At 73.5% G+C, this 14,699-nt stretch carries 11 protein-coding genes; 10 read left to right on the top strand and 1 reads right to left on the bottom strand.

Features of this window, described 5'->3' with window-relative positions; all coding sequences use genetic code 11:
• Nucleotides 1-531 precede the first annotated feature (531 nt).
• The 8 genes from ACIG5E_RS24415 to ACIG5E_RS24380 all read left to right on the top strand — a co-directional run bounded on the left by ACIG5E_RS24415 (nucleotide 532) and on the right by ACIG5E_RS24380 (nucleotide 10,894).
• On the top strand, nucleotides 532-2,655 hold the full coding sequence (locus tag ACIG5E_RS24415) for a glycogen debranching N-terminal domain-containing protein (protein ID WP_396536718.1): 2,124 nt from the start codon (nucleotides 532-534) through the stop codon (nucleotides 2,653-2,655).
• A 151-nt stretch (nucleotides 2,656-2,806) separates the two neighbouring features.
• Entirely contained in the window at nucleotides 2,807-3,565 is a 759-nt protein-coding gene (locus tag ACIG5E_RS24410) for an NUDIX domain-containing protein (protein WP_396239053.1), read from the top strand.
• Nucleotides 3,566-3,725: 160 nt separating this feature from the next.
• Nucleotides 3,726-4,067, top strand: a complete 342-nt coding sequence (locus tag ACIG5E_RS24405; protein ID WP_396536591.1) for a hypothetical protein — start codon at nucleotides 3,726-3,728, stop codon at nucleotides 4,065-4,067.
• A gap of 144 nt (nucleotides 4,068-4,211) precedes the next feature.
• Nucleotides 4,212-5,594: an ATP-binding cassette domain-containing protein gene (locus ACIG5E_RS24400; protein ID WP_396536589.1), complete on the top strand. Its 1,383-nt coding sequence runs from the start codon at nucleotides 4,212-4,214 to the stop codon at nucleotides 5,592-5,594.
• 3 nt (nucleotides 5,595-5,597) lie between these two features.
• Entirely contained in the window at nucleotides 5,598-6,503 is a 906-nt protein-coding gene (locus ACIG5E_RS24395) for a hypothetical protein (RefSeq protein ID WP_396536587.1), read from the top strand.
• Nucleotides 6,504-6,702: 199 nt separating this feature from the next.
• Nucleotides 6,703-7,635: a FadR/GntR family transcriptional regulator gene (locus ACIG5E_RS24390; RefSeq protein WP_396536585.1), complete on the top strand. Its 933-nt coding sequence runs from the start codon at nucleotides 6,703-6,705 to the stop codon at nucleotides 7,633-7,635.
• A gap of 498 nt (nucleotides 7,636-8,133) precedes the next feature.
• On the top strand, nucleotides 8,134-9,786 hold the full coding sequence (locus ACIG5E_RS24385; RefSeq protein WP_396536583.1) for an RNA polymerase sigma factor: 1,653 nt from the start codon (nucleotides 8,134-8,136) through the stop codon (nucleotides 9,784-9,786).
• A gap of 193 nt (nucleotides 9,787-9,979) precedes the next feature.
• Nucleotides 9,980-10,894: a S1 family peptidase gene (locus ACIG5E_RS24380; RefSeq protein ID WP_396536581.1), complete on the top strand. Its 915-nt coding sequence runs from the start codon at nucleotides 9,980-9,982 to the stop codon at nucleotides 10,892-10,894.
• Nucleotides 10,895-11,107: 213 nt separating this feature from the next.
• On the opposite strand, the gene ACIG5E_RS24375 is transcribed toward ACIG5E_RS24380, so the two are convergent.
• On the bottom strand, nucleotides 11,108-11,341 hold the full coding sequence (locus tag ACIG5E_RS24375; RefSeq protein WP_097236007.1) for a hypothetical protein: 234 nt from the start codon (nucleotides 11,339-11,341) through the stop codon (nucleotides 11,108-11,110).
• A gap of 538 nt (nucleotides 11,342-11,879) precedes the next feature.
• Between ACIG5E_RS24375 and ACIG5E_RS24370 the strand changes: the two genes are divergently transcribed.
• Together ACIG5E_RS24370 and ACIG5E_RS24365 are read left to right on the top strand one after the other, a co-directional pair.
• Nucleotides 11,880-13,991 (top strand): type IIA DNA topoisomerase subunit B, encoded by a 2,112-nt coding sequence (locus tag ACIG5E_RS24370; protein ID WP_396536579.1) that lies wholly within the window; start codon nucleotides 11,880-11,882, stop codon nucleotides 13,989-13,991.
• 157 nt (nucleotides 13,992-14,148) lie between these two features.
• The gene (locus tag ACIG5E_RS24365; protein ID WP_396536577.1) at nucleotides 14,149-14,634 is read left to right on the top strand and encodes a DUF1453 domain-containing protein; all 486 of its coding nucleotides are present in this window, start codon (nucleotides 14,149-14,151) and stop codon (nucleotides 14,632-14,634) included.
• Nucleotides 14,635-14,699 lie beyond the last annotated feature (65 nt).

Below are 14,699 nucleotides of genomic sequence, written 5' to 3'. Positions count from 1 at the left end.
GGACGCGGCCGGTGCCAGGGGGCGTGACAGAGCCTTCCGCGACGGTCCGACGGAGGCGGCACGACCGCCCGGCGGGCCGGGCGTGACCAGCGGCGGCCGCGGCGGGCGTGACCTGGCGGCGGTGCGCGGCGTTCACCCTGGGGGCCCTGTGCCCGGACGGTGTCCGACCGCAGCCCGGTTCCGGGCGGCCGTCCGGCGGTGCGGACCCGGCCGAGCACGACCGCCGGCCTTCGGGTGCGGGCCGCGGGGCAGGGCGTCACGGGCGGGGCGTCACCGGCGGGCCGGGGCGCCGGACCTGACGAGGTGCCGGGCACGATGATGTGCCCGACGCGAAGGCGCGGCGCGCGGTACCGGCCCGGTACCGCACACCGCATGGCACGGCCCACCGCCGGGTACGGCCAGACACGGCACACCCGCCGACGGGGCGAGCCCCGCCGGCCAGGCACCATCAGCACGCGATCGAGCATGCTCGCGGCCCACCGGCCTGAACGGCCACCGGACCGCCGAGGGGAGGAGAGTCCGGTGACCGCCATGAGGCCACTACAGGCCCTGCCGGCCGAGAGCGTGGTCGGCGCGCCCAGACCGGTCGGCCGTCCCGACCAGGGACCGGCGACCGGGCCCGCAGGCGCACCCGTCGGCCCCGGACGGCCCATGATCCCGCCGCGCCCCCAGCCCCCCGCCGTCCACCACGCGCTGCTCTGCGTCAACGCCCCCGCGATGGCCGCCTCCGGCCCGGACGGCCAATTGCGCGGCCACGGCCTGCACGGCTTCTACCGCAACGGCGTCCGGGTGCTGGCCCGGATGGAACTGCGGCTGGGCGGCATGGAGCCGCTGCCGCTCCAGGGCACCCTGACCAGCGCCGCTCAGGCCCGCTTCCTCGGCGCCGTCCGCGTCCCCGGCGACCTCGACCCGGACCCGGCGCTCACCGTCGAGCGGCTGCGCCACGCGGACGGCGTGGAGACGGTCACCGTGCGCAACACCGGCGCCCGGCCCGCCCGGCTGCCGCTGGAGATCGCCCTCGGCACCGACCTCGGCCCGGTCGGCGAGATCGCCGCCGGACACCGCCCGCCCGACCTGCCCGGCCAGGTGCAGTCCGCCGGGCTGCGCTGGTCCGGCCCGGTGCACAGCGCAGTGGTCAGCGCCAAGCCCTCCCCGCACGCCGTCCTGGCCGGGGCCGGGGTGCTCCGCTGGGACTTGGAGGTCCAGCCCGGCGCCCGCTGGTCGGTCGAGCTGCGCGCCGAGCTCCAGAGTGCCCCCGGCGGCCCGCGCCCGCCCGCCGGGCGCGGCACCGGCGTCCCGCTGCCCTGGGCCGAACCGGAGATGCGCAGCGACGACCCGCGCGCCACCCTGCTGGTCGACCGCTCCCTGGACGCCCTCGGCGGGTTGCTGTTCGCCGACCCGGACCGCCCGACCGACCTCTACCCGGCCTCCGGTGCGCCCTGGCGCTTCGGTCTCGCCCCGGCCGACGCGCTCTGGGCCGCCCGGCTGACCCTCCCGCTGGGCACCCGGCTCGCGGCCGGCACCCTGCGCGCGCTGGCCCGCCGCCAGCAGCTCACCCCCGCCCCGGGGCGCACCGAGGGCCTGCTACCCGGCGCACTGCGGCACGGCGGTCCTGAACTGCCGCCCACCTGCACGGCCACCGAGGCCACCCTGCTGTTCGTCACCGTGCTGGCCGAGGCCTGGCGTTGGGGCCTGCCCAGGGCGGAGGTCGCCGAACTGCTCCCGGCCGCAGAGCGGGCGCTGGCCGCTCTGCGCGAGGGCCTGGCCGACGGCTTCGTCACCGATCTGAGCCGTCCGGCGCAGGACCGTGCCGCCCACCCGGTGGCCGCCCGCGCCGAGGTCCAGGCGCAGGCCCACCGCGCCGCGCTGCACGGCGCCGAACTCCTGGAGGCCTTCGCCAGGCCGGGCGCCGAGGAGTGGCGGAGCTGGGCCGCGGAGCTGCGCGGGCGCTTCCGCGAGCGGTTCTGGATCGACGACCTCTCCGGCGGCCGCCCCGCCGCCGGACTGGCTCCGGGCGGCCAGCCGCTCCCGGCCGTCGCCTCCTCCCTGGTGCACCTGCTCGACACCGGGCTCGCCGTCGACGGCGGCCGGCACGAGGGCCTGCTGGACCGCGAACAGACCCGGCTGTTCGCCCAGCGCCTGGTCGCGCCTGAACTGGACAGCGGCTGGGGCCTGCGGACGCTCAGCGCCAAGTCCCCCCGCTTCAACCCGCTGGGCCACCGCGGCGGCGCGGTGCGGATCCACGAGACGGCGCTGGCGATCGCCGGACTCGCCGAGGCCGGCCACGAGAACGAGGCCGGCACCCTGCTGGAGGGCCTGCTCGCGGCGTCCGCCCACTTCGAGGGACGGCTGCCGGAGATGTACGCCGGGGAGCAGCGCACCCCCGGCTGCCCACCCGTGCCGCACCCGGCCGCCTGCCGCCCGGCGGCGGTCTCCGCGGCCGGAGCCGTTCACGCGGTGTTCGCGCTCGCCGGAGTCCGGCCCGACGTCCCGGGCGGCCGCGTCCTGATCCGCCCGGCCAGCACCGCCCCGCTCGGCGAACTCGAACTGACCGGCCTGCGGGTGGCGGGCGAGCCCTTCTCGGTCCGGGTGAGCCGGATCGGGGTCGCGATGGTCGAGGAGGCGTCCGCGGAGCTGCAGCTGGTCGCCCGCTGACACCAGGCCCGGCTGCAGGCGCCCACGCTGCGCGCCGCCCGGCCCGCGGCCGCCCGTGCGCGAACCGTGCCGGGCGGCCACGGTCACCGGTGCTGAGCGCTCCGTGCACATGCCTGTGCTTATCGTCAGAGAGACGACTATGATCGTCGCCATGTCGCGCTACGATCCGTCGGCCTTCCCCCCGTTCGCTGTCACGGTTGACCTGGTGGTTCTGACGGTGCGCGACCACTCGCTCTGCGCCCTGCTGGTCAGACGGGGCGAGCCGCCCTACCAGGGGTACTGGGCACTGCCCGGCGGCTTCGTCCGCCCGGACGAGGGCCTGGCCGAGGCGGCCTCCCGCGAGCTGGCCGAGGAGACCGGCCTGCGCGCCCACTCCGCGCCCGGCCACGAGGCGGTCGGCCCAGGCGCGGCCGGTGCCCACCTGGAGCAGCTCGCCACCTACGGCCACCCGCAGCGCGACCCCCGAATGCGCGTGGTCAGCGTCGCCTACCTGGTGCTCGCCCCCGACCTGCCGACCCCCCGGGCCGGCGGCGACGCCAGCAGCGCCCGCTGGGCCCCGGTCAGCGAACTCCTCGGGGAGAGCCCGGCTGACGGAGTCCCGCTCGCCTTCGACCACGGTCTGATCCTCGCCGACGGCGTGGAACGCGCCCGCTCCAAGATCGAGTACTCCTCCCTCGCCACCGCCTTCTGCCCGACCGAGTTCACGGTGGGCGAGCTGCGCCGCGTCTACGAGGCCGTCTGGGGCGTCGCCCTCGATCCGCGCAACTTCCACCGCAAGGTCACCGGCACCCCCGGGTTCCTCCTCCCCTCCGGCGGCACGACCACCCGTCAGGGCGGTCGCCCGGCCCAGCTCTTCACCGCCGGCGGCGCGACCGTCCTCAATCCGCCCATGCTCCGCCCCGACTCCTGAGCGACTGGAGGCCCCGGGCCCTCCGTCGCGCCCGCACCCGGCTCCGCCCGGGGCGGCCGAACGGCCCCGGCCCGGGAGCCGACGCGCTGGCACCGGCGCACAGTGGCGTTGGACGCTTCGGTCACCGGACCGGAGGCCTTCGGACCCTGGGAGCCCCGTGGTGGCCACCAATGACAACTGCGCCAGGCAGCGGAACCTCATCGAGAGCCAGGTGGCGGACTTCAAGAGCCTCAGCACGACTGTCACCAGCACCGAGAGGCAGCTGGCCGCCCTGAAGGCCGAGCATGCAGAGCCGGCGACGATCGCCTCCGTGCAGGAGACGCTGAGCGCCGAGGAGGAACAACTGGCCGAGATCGCCGCCGCGGGCAAGGCCGCCGTCGAGGAGTTCCAGGGGGAGTGCGTCGGTCAGACCCTCCCGCCCGGTGCCTCGGAGTTCCTGCTGACCGGTCCGCCGACCCCGGACCGGAGCACCGACGGCCCGCGGAACACGCCCGCCCCGTGAATCGCAGGATCGGATTGTCCCCTGATCGGGTGAGGTGGACGGGCGGTGGGCCCGTGGCGGTTCGGTAATGCCCGGAATCGGCGGCGCTGACCCCTAATGTGCTGGCGTCGAGCAGGTCGGCCGAGGGCATGGGAGCAGCCAGCGATGATCCAGATCACCGGACTGACCAAGGTCCGCAGCAAGGGCGAACCGCCCGCCGTGCTCGATCTGACCTTCGATGCCCGGCCCGGCATGGTGACCGTGCTGCTCGGCGACGAGGGGGCCGGCAAGTCCACCGCGGTGCGGCTGATGCTCGAACTCGAACGCGGCCAGGGCATCACACTCTTCGACGGCCGACCCTACCGGCGGATCCGCCGCCCCGAGCGTGAGATCGGCGTGCTGCTGCCCGGGCTGGGGGAGGGCGCCGCGGCGGTGGCCGGAAACCCGGGACGCAAGGCGCGCGGCCACCTGCGGATGCTGGCCGCGGCCGTCGGCGTCCCCACACGGCGGGCCGACGAACTGCTGGAGCAGACCCGGCTGGCCACCGTCGCCGAGCAGCGGCTGCGCACCTTCTCGCCGGGCATGCACCGTCGGCTCTCGCTGGCCGCCGCGCTACTCGGCGATCCCGGCACACTCCTGCTGGACGCGCCCACCGAAGGCCTGTCCCCGCGCAACGTCGAGTGGTTCCACTCCTTCCTGCGCTCCTTCGCCGTCGCGGGCGGAACGGTGCTGGTGACCACCCGGACCCCGCAGGAGGCCGCGCAGCTCGCGGACCGGGTGGTCACCCTGGATCGCGGCCGCCTGGTGGCCGACCAGCCGGTCGCGGAGTTCTGCCGGACCAGGCTCAGCCTCGAAGTGGCCGTCCGGGGACCGCAGATGGCACGGCTGGCCGATCTGCTGGTCAGCCAGGGCGCCGAGGTGCGCCCGGACGGCGGCGCGGGTCTGGCGGTGGCGGGCATCGACCGGACCGAGATCGGCGAACTCGCCTACCGCAACGGGATCCTGCTGCACGAACTGGCCGACCGGGTGGTCGAGCAGCCGGTGCCCCGCGCCGCCCTGCCGGTCGCCTCCGGACGCTCCGGTCGCCTCCGCCTCCAGTCGGAATCGGGGAGGGCACACGAGGAGGCCCACGCGGCGACCTCCGGGGCCACGCCGCCCGCCCCGGAATCGAGTGCCACACCGGGCCACCAGCCCGCGCGCCCCGTACCCACCGTCCCCGTACCCACCGTCCCCGTACCCACCGTCCCCGAGCCCACCGTCCCGGAGCCCACCGTCCCCGAGCCCGTCTCGGAGGGCCGCCCCCGGGACGACGCGGCGGTCCGGTTCACCCGCGCGCTGCCCGTCGCCGCCGTGGCGGCCGCCCTGCCCGCCCTCGCCCGCCCCGCCCAGGCCGTCGAGCCGGTCCGCACTGAGCCGGTCCGCCCGGAGGCCGAGCCCCCGCGCCGCCGCGAGAGCGCCGCCGACCTGCTCACCGACGACACCGTCCGCCTCGGCCGGGTCACCACCGGCAAGGCCCCCGCCACCCCCGACGACCACCGGAGCGAGTGAACCGTGCGTTTCCTGGCCTACGAGCTGCGCCGCCTGCGCGGCCTGCGTTCCACCTGGCTACTGCTCGCCGCCGTCCTGCTCTGCGACGCCGTGGTGGCCGCCGTCCTGGCGAGCCAGGCCCCGGCGGGCCCACTGACCACCCCGGCCGGGGTGCGGCTGCTGACCGCAGCCGTCCCGCTGATCCCGCTGCCCTTCGCGGCGCTCGGAGCCGGAGTGCTGGGCGCGCTCTCGTACGGGCACGAGGTGCGCCACCCGGGGCTGGCGGCCTCGCAGGTGGCGTACTCGCGCCGGGTGCGGCTGCTGCTGGCCAAGCTGCTGGTGGTCGGCCCGGTGGCGGCGCTGCTGGCGCTGGCAACCCTGCTGCTCGACACGGTGGCCGTGCACCTCGCGCTGCCGGGCGGGGTGACGGTGGCGGCCTGGACGGATCCCGGCGCGTTGTCCGACCGGGTGTCCGAGGCGCTGGGCGCCGTCGGGCTGAGCGGGCCGGCCGACCTGCCGGGCGTGTTCGCCCCGCTGGCGCCGGTGGTGGGGCACGGGGCGCCGGCCGCACTGCTGGCCTTCGTCCTGCTGACCGTGGTGGCGGCCTGGACCGGCGTGCTGACCGCCTCGCTGACCCGCAGCGCCGCCGCCGGGGTGCTGCTGCTGTGCGCGCTGCCGCCGCTGCTAGAGTCCGGCGTCGCCCTGCTGCTGCGAGGGACCGGCCGGCCGTGGCCGGCCAGGGCCGCGGAGCTGCTGCCCTTCCAGTCCGGCATCGAGTGGGCCTACGGCTGGGTGTACGGCGGAGCGCGCGAGGCGGCGTCCGGGAGCGCGGCGCTGACGGACCCGGCGCTGCTGGGGGTGGTCGCGGCCCCTGCGGCGGCCCTGCTGCTCGCCGCCCTGCTCATCCAGGCCCGCCGCCGCTCGCTCTAGAGCCGCCTGGACCCGCCTGAACCCGCCCGGAGTCGCCGCAACTCGCGTCAGGGCCCGCCGCGTCTCGCGTCGGGCCCCTGTCATGCGGTCCAGCACCGCGCGCCGCCCCTAAGCACCAAGATCGACCAGCAGTGACCGTAATGAGCGGTTCTTCCTGATAAGAAGTCAATTATCCAGTCACGGTCGATCACCCTTTCGTGTGCTTTTCACGAGAATTCTCAAGCTGCGCCTGCCGATCGCCGACAAAGGAGGCGTGAGTACCCTTGCGCACCCCACCGTGACCCCCGCCCGTTCCACCGAAGGGCCCATCCACGGCCCCGGCGATCTGGACCGCTTCTCGTACGCCGACCGGCCGACCCCGCCGGCGCCCCGCTGGGAGGGCGCCGAGTCCGACATCGGCCGGGTCGGCCGCAAGACCACCAGCAGCCGAGGGCGCGGCCTGCACGGCCAGCTGGTCCAGCAGCTCGGCCAGATGATCGTCTCCGGCGACCTCGGCGCCGACCGTCCGCTGGTGCCCGAGGAGATCGGCCAGCGGTTCGAGGTCTCCCGGACCGTCGTCCGTGAGTCGCTGCGCGTGCTGGAGGCCAAGGGCCTGGTCAGCGCCCGCCCGAACGTCGGCACCCGGGTCCGCCCGGTCGGCGACTGGAACCTGCTGGACCCGGACATCATCGAGTGGCGTGCCTTCGGCCCCCAGCGGGACGAGCAGCGCCGGGAGCTGTTCGAGCTCCGCTGGGCGATCGAGCCGCTGGCCGCCCGCCTCGCCGCCGGTCACGGCCGGGAGGACGTCCAGCAGCGACTGGTCGAGCTGGTCGAGATCATGGGCCACGCCGCCGCCCAGGCTGACCTCTCCACCTACACCCGCGCCGACGCCGAGCTGCACGTTCTGGTCCTGCAGATGGCCGGCAACCGGATGCTGGAGCACCTGTCCGGGATCGTCTCCTGTGCGCTGCAGGTCTCGGGCGGTCCGGCGATCTCCTGCGAGCGGCCCTCCGAGTCCTCGGTCAGCCTGCACGCCCGGCTGGTGGACGCGCTGGGCGCCGGCGACGGCACCGCGGGTGAGGTCGCGATGCGGGCGCTGCTCACCGTCCACCCCGAGATCGAGCCCTCCGTCCCCGCGCCCCGGGAGCACTGAGCGGGCTGTTCTCGGCGAGCGGACGCGCCGGGCGCGGTCCGCTCCTCCAGGGCCCTCCGGCCGCACCGCGCGGCGCAGCCGGAGGGCTTCTGCGCAACAGCGACCGCCCGGTCGGCCGACGGGCGGCAGTGAGGCGGAGCGGCGAAGGCGGAGCACGCCACTTCGATAGGGTGTCCAGTCCATGACAATCAACTCGGCCGAGAGTGCGCGATGATGGATCCTGGCCCCGGGGCCGCGGGCGCCGAGCGGTGTGACCCGCGACACCAAGGCCATGCGTAACACTTGACGAGTAGCAGCGATGTGTCCTGAGCGGAAGCAGCTCCGGAATACTCCAACATGTCAGAATGCTGTGTTGGTCCGCGGCGCTGCTGCCGTCCTGCAAACCCAGTCCTCAAGCCCGAGTCGGTCGGAATCGACACCGCGCGTCAGGCGCGCGATCTCCTTCCCCGCCCGCTCGGGCGGCCGGTACGGGTTCGAGTCCACTCATCGTCCGAGAGGTTGTTCGTGTCGGCCAGCACATCCCGTTCGCTTCCCCCCGAGATCGCCGAGTCCGCGGCTCTGCTGGCGCTCATCGAGCGGGGCAAGGCCCAGGGGCAGATCGCCGGTGACGACGTGCGCCAGGCGTTCGAGGCGGACCAGATCCCGGTCACCAAGTGGAAGAACGTCATGCGCAGCCTCAACCAGGTGCTGATTGAGGAGGGGGTGGACCTCATGGTCAGCGCGGCCGAGCCGGCCGGCGCCAAGCGCAAGAGCGTTGCTGCCAAGAGCCCCACCAAGCGCACCGCCACCAAGGCTGTCACCACCCGGACCCCGGCCGCTCCGTCGGCCCCGACCAAGCCGCCCGTGCGGATCGCCCCCGGCGCCCCCGTCGCGGCTCCGGCCGTCGCGGCCGCCGCGGCGCCCGCCCCCACCGTGTCCGCCGAGATCACCGTCGAGGAGACGACCGGCGTCGTCACCGAGGTGAAGTCGGTCGCGGCGAAGAAGGCCGCCCCGGCCAAGAAGGCCGCGGCCAAGAAGACCGCCGCGCCCGCCAAGAAGACCGCCGCCAAGAAGACCACCGCCGCCAAGGCCGGCAAGGGTGGCGACGAGGAGCTGCTCGGCGAGGAGGAGCTGCTCGAGGACGTCGCCCTGCCCGGTGACAAGGCCGAGGCCGAGACCGGCCCGGAGGAGGAGTCGGAGGGCTTCGTCCTCTCCGACGACGACGAGGACGACGCGCCGGCCCAGCAGGTCGCCGTCGCCGGTGCCACCGCCGACCCGGTCAAGGACTACCTGAAGCAGATCGGCAAGGTCCCGCTGCTCAACGCCGAGCAGGAGGTCGAGCTCGCCAAGCGCATCGAGGCCGGTCTGTTCGCCGAGGACAAGCTCTCGGCCGCCGACAAGCTCGCCCCCAAGCTCAAGCGCGAGCTGGAGATCATCGCCGAGGACGGCCGCCGGGCCAAGAACCACCTGCTGGAGGCCAACCTCCGCCTGGTGGTCTCGCTGGCCAAGCGCTACACCGGCCGCGGCATGCTCTTCCTGGACCTGATCCAGGAGGGCAACCTCGGTCTGATCCGTGCGGTCGAGAAGTTCGACTACACCAAGGGCTACAAGTTCTCGACCTACGCGACCTGGTGGATCCGTCAGGCGATCACCCGCGCCATGGCCGACCAGGCCCGCACCATCCGCATCCCGGTGCACATGGTCGAGGTCATCAACAAGCTGGCCCGCGTCCAGCGCCAGATGCTCCAGGACCTGGGCCGCGAGCCCACCCCGGAGGAGCTGGCCAAGGAACTCGACATGACCCCCGAGAAGGTCATCGAGGTCCAGAAGTACGGCCGCGAGCCGATCTCGCTGCACACCCCGCTGGGCGAGGACGGCGACAGCGAGTTCGGTGACCTGATCGAGGACTCCGAGGCGGTCGTCCCGGCCGACGCGGTCTCCTTCACCCTGCTCCAGGAGCAGCTGCACTCCGTGCTGGACACCCTGTCCGAGCGTGAGGCCGGCGTGGTCTCGATGCGCTTCGGCCTGACGGACGGTCAGCCGAAGACGCTCGACGAGATCGGCAAGGTGTACGGGGTCACCCGTGAGCGCATCCGCCAGATCGAGTCGAAGACCATGTCGAAGCTGCGCCACCCGTCGCGCTCCCAGGTGCTGCGCGACTACCTGGACTGATCGACGGCAGTACCCGCGACGAAGGCCCGGAACCGTACGGTTCCGGGCCTTCGGGCCGTTCGGGGGCGGTGCGTCAGCGTCCGGGTGGCGCTTGTCGCTCGTCCGGGTGGCGGCGCACGGGGATCCGGTCGCGCCCTGTAGTTGGTCACCTACGCTGTGCCGGTTGCCTGCTGCCGAGCCTTGTGGAGTCACGGTGCTGACCGAACCGGACCGAGCCGACCTGCCGACCCCCGCCCCGTGCCGGGCCGCCGTTCCGCCCGCGGCCCCGGCCGCCGCCCGGACCGGCCGCCGCCGGCGGCGGGGCGCCTTGCTGGCGCTGCTCGCCGCCGTTCCCGTGCCGCTGGTCGCCCTCGGCACGGCTGCCCCGGCCGAGGCGCAGCGCCGGGTGGTCGGGGGTGACGCCGTGAGCACCGCCGACCACCCGTGGATCGTGGCGCTGGCCAGCCGCCAGCAGTTCGGCAGCGGACGCTCCGGCCAGTTCTGCGGCGGCGCGCTGGTCACCCCGACCAAGGTGGTGACGGCCGCGCACTGCTTCTACGACGAGGCCAAGGGCCGGGTGGACCGGCCGGGCCTCAAGGTGATCGTCGGACGGGACGACATGCGCGGCTCGGCCGGCCACGAGGTGGCCGTCCAGCAGATCTGGATCCACCCCGACTACAACTTCGCCGCGAACATGAACGACGTGGCGGTGCTCACCCTCGCCGAGTCCCAGGGCGCCCGGCCGGTGATCGAGCTGGTCGGCCAGGGCGAGAGCGGACCGTACGCGGCCGGGACCAGGGCGCGGGTCTACGGCTGGGGCGACACCAGCGGTCGGGGCGACTACTCGCCGGTGCTGCGCGGGGTGGACGTGTCGATCGTCCCGGACCAGACCTGCGCGCACGCCTACCCGGGCGGGCCGGACGGCAAGTTCGACGCCCGGGGCATGGTCTGCGCGGGCGAGGAGAAGGGCGGCAAGGACGCCTGCCAGGGCGACAGCGGCGGCCCGCTGATCGTGGCCGACCGACTGGCCGGACTGGTGTCCTGGGGGACGGGCTGCGCCGAGGCGGCCCACCCGGGGGTCTACACCCGGGTGTCCTCCGTCACGGACGCCGTGCGCTCGGCGCTCTGAATGTCGCTGAAGGTGATGGCGCGGTGACGTTCTGACGTCGTTTTGGTTTTCCGGTGGCTGCCGGCGCGGCCCGGGCGGGCGAGCGCGGAGAACCGTCCGGGGAACAGCGGAGCCGGGTGGTCGACCCCCGAAGGGATCGACCACCCGGCTCCCCGGTCGCGCGTCGTGCGCGGCCGGACACAGCTCGACGCCGGCTGGTTGGGGACGCTGTGATCAGCGCTCGTCGTCGGTGGCCGTCGCGGTGGTGCTGGTGGTGAGACGGCCGCTCTCGTCCTGTATCTCCACGGCGATCTTCTTGAGCTCGGGCTCGAACTTCCGGCCGTGGTGGGCACAGAAGAGCAGCTCTCCGCCGCTGGCGAGCACGACGCGCAGGTAGGCCTGGGCGCCGCAGCGGTCGCAGCGGTCAGCCGCGGTGAGCGGGCTCGCAGGTGTCAGAACAGTAGTCACGTCGCCTCTTCTCTAGCTCGACGAGCTGTCGTACCAGGGTCAACATCCAACCAGGCCGAAAACGTTCCCGCTCGTGGCTTTTCTTCTCTGAGGATTCTGCTGTGTTGATGAGGACGTGCCCCGGGGGCCGGTGGTTCATGCGTGCCGAATCCCGGGATCCGCCCATCGCTCGAACGTCCGATCGGGACCGGGTTCGAGGTCCGCGTAGCATAATCCTCTGCCGGGTTGGAGCATAAGCCCCGCCCCGGGCCCCGGTAGCCTGCATAACGGCAGTTCCGGAGCCTGTGCCGGACCCCACGATCCGCCAGGACCGGTGGTACCGGGAGGAGATGGCGCCCCCGGGGCCCACGCCCGGGTGCGGTCCTTGTTCGCGCAGCGCGTACAAGCTGCGCCGGGCCGGCCCGCCGTGCTGTGCACCCGTCGCAGGGGTGCGAGCACAGGGAGCGACGACTGTCGGTGCGGCGTGCTGCACTGGCGGATGGTCCGGATGCGTCCGGATGTGACCGATGAGACAGAACTTCACCGAGGAGAGTGCCGCGTGAGTGCCGAAACGACCGTGCCGTCCGCGCTGCTGGCCGGCGACGACGGTTCCAACTACACCGCGCGGCACCTGCTCGTCCTGGAGGGCCTGGAGGCCGTCCGCAAGCGCCCTGGCATGTACATCGGGTCCACCGACAGCCGCGGTCTGATGCACTGCCTGTGGGAGATCATCGACAACTCGGTCGACGAGGCGCTGGGCGGCTACTGCGACCGCATCGAGGTCCTGCTGCACCCGGACTCCTCGGTCGAGGTCCGCGACAACGGCCGCGGCATCCCGGTCGACGTCGAGCCCAAGACCGGGCTGTCCGGCGTCGAGGTGGTGATGACCAAGCTGCACGCGGGCGGCAAGTTCGGCGGCGGCTCGTACGCGGCCTCCGGCGGTCTGCACGGCGTCGGCGCCTCGGTCGTCAACGCGCTCTCCGCCCGACTGGACGTCGAGGTCGACCGCAGCGGCCACACCCACGCGATCAGCTTCCGCCGCGGGACCCCCGGCATCTTCACCGAGACCAGCCCGGACGCGCCCTTCGAACCCGCCAGCGGCATGACCAAGACCCGCAAGGTGCCCAAGACCCGCACCGGCACCCGGATCCGTTACTGGGCCGACCGGCAGATCTTCCTCAAGGACGCCAAGCTCTCCCTGGAGAACCTGCACAACCGTGCCCGGCAGACCGCCTTCCTCGTCCCCGGCCTGACCATCGTCGTGCGTGACGAGCGGCTCACCGAGAGCGAGCAGGTCGAGGAGTCGGTCTTCCACTACGACGGCGGCATCGCCGAGTTCTGCGAGTTCCTGGCCCCTGACAAGCCGGTCAGCGACGTGCTGCGGCTGCGCGGCGAGGGCACCTTCAAGGAGACCGTGCCGGTCCTGGACGACCTCGGCCACATGACCCCGACCGAAGTCACCCGCCACCTCGGCGTGGACATCGCGCTGCGCTGGGGCACCGGCTACGACACCACCCTGCGCTCCTTCGTCAACATCATCGCCACCCCCAAGGGCGGCACCCACGTCACCGGCTTCGAGCGCTCGCTGGCCAAGACCGTCAACGAGGTGCTGCGCTCCAGCAAGCTGCTGCGCGTCGCCGAGGACGACATCACCAAGGACGACGCCACCGAGGGCCTCACCGCCGTGGTCACCGTCCGGCTCGCCGAGCCGCAGTTCGAGGGCCAGACCAAGGAGGTGCTCGGCACCTCGGCGGCCAACCGGATCGTCGCGGCCGTCGTCGCCAAGGAGCTCAAGGCCTTCCTCACCTCGGCCAAGAAGGACCAGAAGCAGCAGGCCCGGGCCGTGCTGGACAAGGTCGTCGCCGCCGCCCGCACCCGGGTCGCCGCCCGGCAGCACAAGGAGGCCCAGCGCCGCAAGACCGCGCTGGAGACCAGCTCGCTGCCCGCCAAGCTGGCCGACTGCCGCAGCGACGACGTCGACCGCAGCGAACTGTTCATCGTCGAGGGGGACTCCGCGCTCGGCACCGCCAAGCTCGCCCGCAACTCCGAGTTCCAGGCGCTGCTGCCGATCCGCGGCAAGATCCTCAACGTCCAGAAGGCCTCGGTGAGCGACATGCTCAAGAACGCCGAGTGCGCCGCGATCATCCAGGTGATAGGGGCCGGCTCGGGCCGCACCTTCGACATCGACCAGGCCCGCTACGGCCGGGTGATCTTCATGGCCGACGCCGACGTCGACGGCTCGCACATCCGCACCCTGCTGCTGACCCTCTTCCACCGCTACATGCGGCCGATGGTCGAGCAGGGCCGGGTGTTCGCCGCCGTCCCGCCGCTGCACCGGATCGAGCTGACCAGCCCCAAGCGCGGCCAGGAGAAGTACCACTACACCTACTCCGACGCCGAACTGCGCTCCACCCTGCTGGAGTTCCAGCGCAAGGGGCAGCGCTGGAAGGAGCCGGTGCAGCGGTACAAGGGTCTGGGCGAGATGGACGCCGACCAGCTGGCCGAGACCACCATGGACCCGCGCCACCGCACCCTGCGCCGGATCAACCTGGGCGACCTGGAGCAGGCCGAGAAGATCTTCGACCTGCTGATGGGCAACGACGTCGCCCCGCGCAAGGAGTTCATCGTGGACTCGGCGGCCACCCTGGACCGCTCCCGCATCGACGCCTGACGCCGCCCGGCCGACCAGGGCCCTCCACCCGTGGGTGGAGGGCCCTCGCGCTGCCGGTTCCACCCGGGGTCCACCCCGGCGCCGATCAGCGGGGAGCACCGGATCCGTAGCGTCGGAGAGGTCAGCAAAAGCCTCTCCCCGGGACGGAGAACCTCCCATGACTGCCGTAGTCAACCTCCTCGTGATCGCCGCGGTGGTGGTCCTGGTGGTCCAGCGCCAGATGCGCGTCCAGCGCCTGGACACCGAGCGTCGCTTCTGGCTGCTGCCGCTGATCCTGGGCGTGCTCGCGCTGCGCGATCCGCAGATCATCGACCACCAGCACGCCGCGCTGTCGGCCACCCTGCTCGCCGTCGGGTTGGTCGCCGTGCTCGCGATGGGAACGATCTGGGGCTGGACCGTCCGGATCTGGCGGGCCGACGACGGCAAGGTCCTGGTCAAGGGCACCAAGGCCACCATGGCCGCCTGGGGCGGGATGCTCGCCATCCGGATCGGCCTGTACGCGATCGGCTCGGCCCTGGGCGTCCACCAGGCAGGCAGCTCGCTGATGCTCGGCATGGCGGTCCTGCTGCTGGTCCGCTCGCTCGTGGTCAACTGGAGGGCCCGGACGCTGGAGCCCGCGCAGGCGACCGCCGTACTGCACTGATCCACCGCCGTGAGCACCGAGGAGGCACCCTTGGCCGGGTGGTACTGGACCCGCTGGCCGTCCCG

The organism is Kitasatospora sp. NPDC053057, from assembly GCF_044546945.1.
GTDB lineage: Bacteria > Actinomycetota > Actinomycetes > Streptomycetales > Streptomycetaceae > Kitasatospora.
The sequence above is the reverse complement of the archived record's forward strand: the minus strand, read 5'-3'. Positions and strand labels throughout refer to the sequence as shown.

Coding starts and splice junctions, on each gene's coding strand:
- ACIG5E_RS24415 (WP_396536718.1), top strand. CDS start 532: ATGAGGCCACTACAGGCCCTGCCGGCCGAGAGCGTGGTCGGCGCGCCC.
- ACIG5E_RS24400 (WP_396536589.1), top strand. CDS start 4,212: ATGATCCAGATCACCGGACTGACCAAGGTCCGCAGCAAGGGCGAACCG.
- ACIG5E_RS24365 (WP_396536577.1), top strand. CDS start 14,149: ATGACTGCCGTAGTCAACCTCCTCGTGATCGCCGCGGTGGTGGTCCTG.
- ACIG5E_RS24410 (WP_396239053.1), top strand. CDS start 2,807: ATGTCGCGCTACGATCCGTCGGCCTTCCCCCCGTTCGCTGTCACGGTT.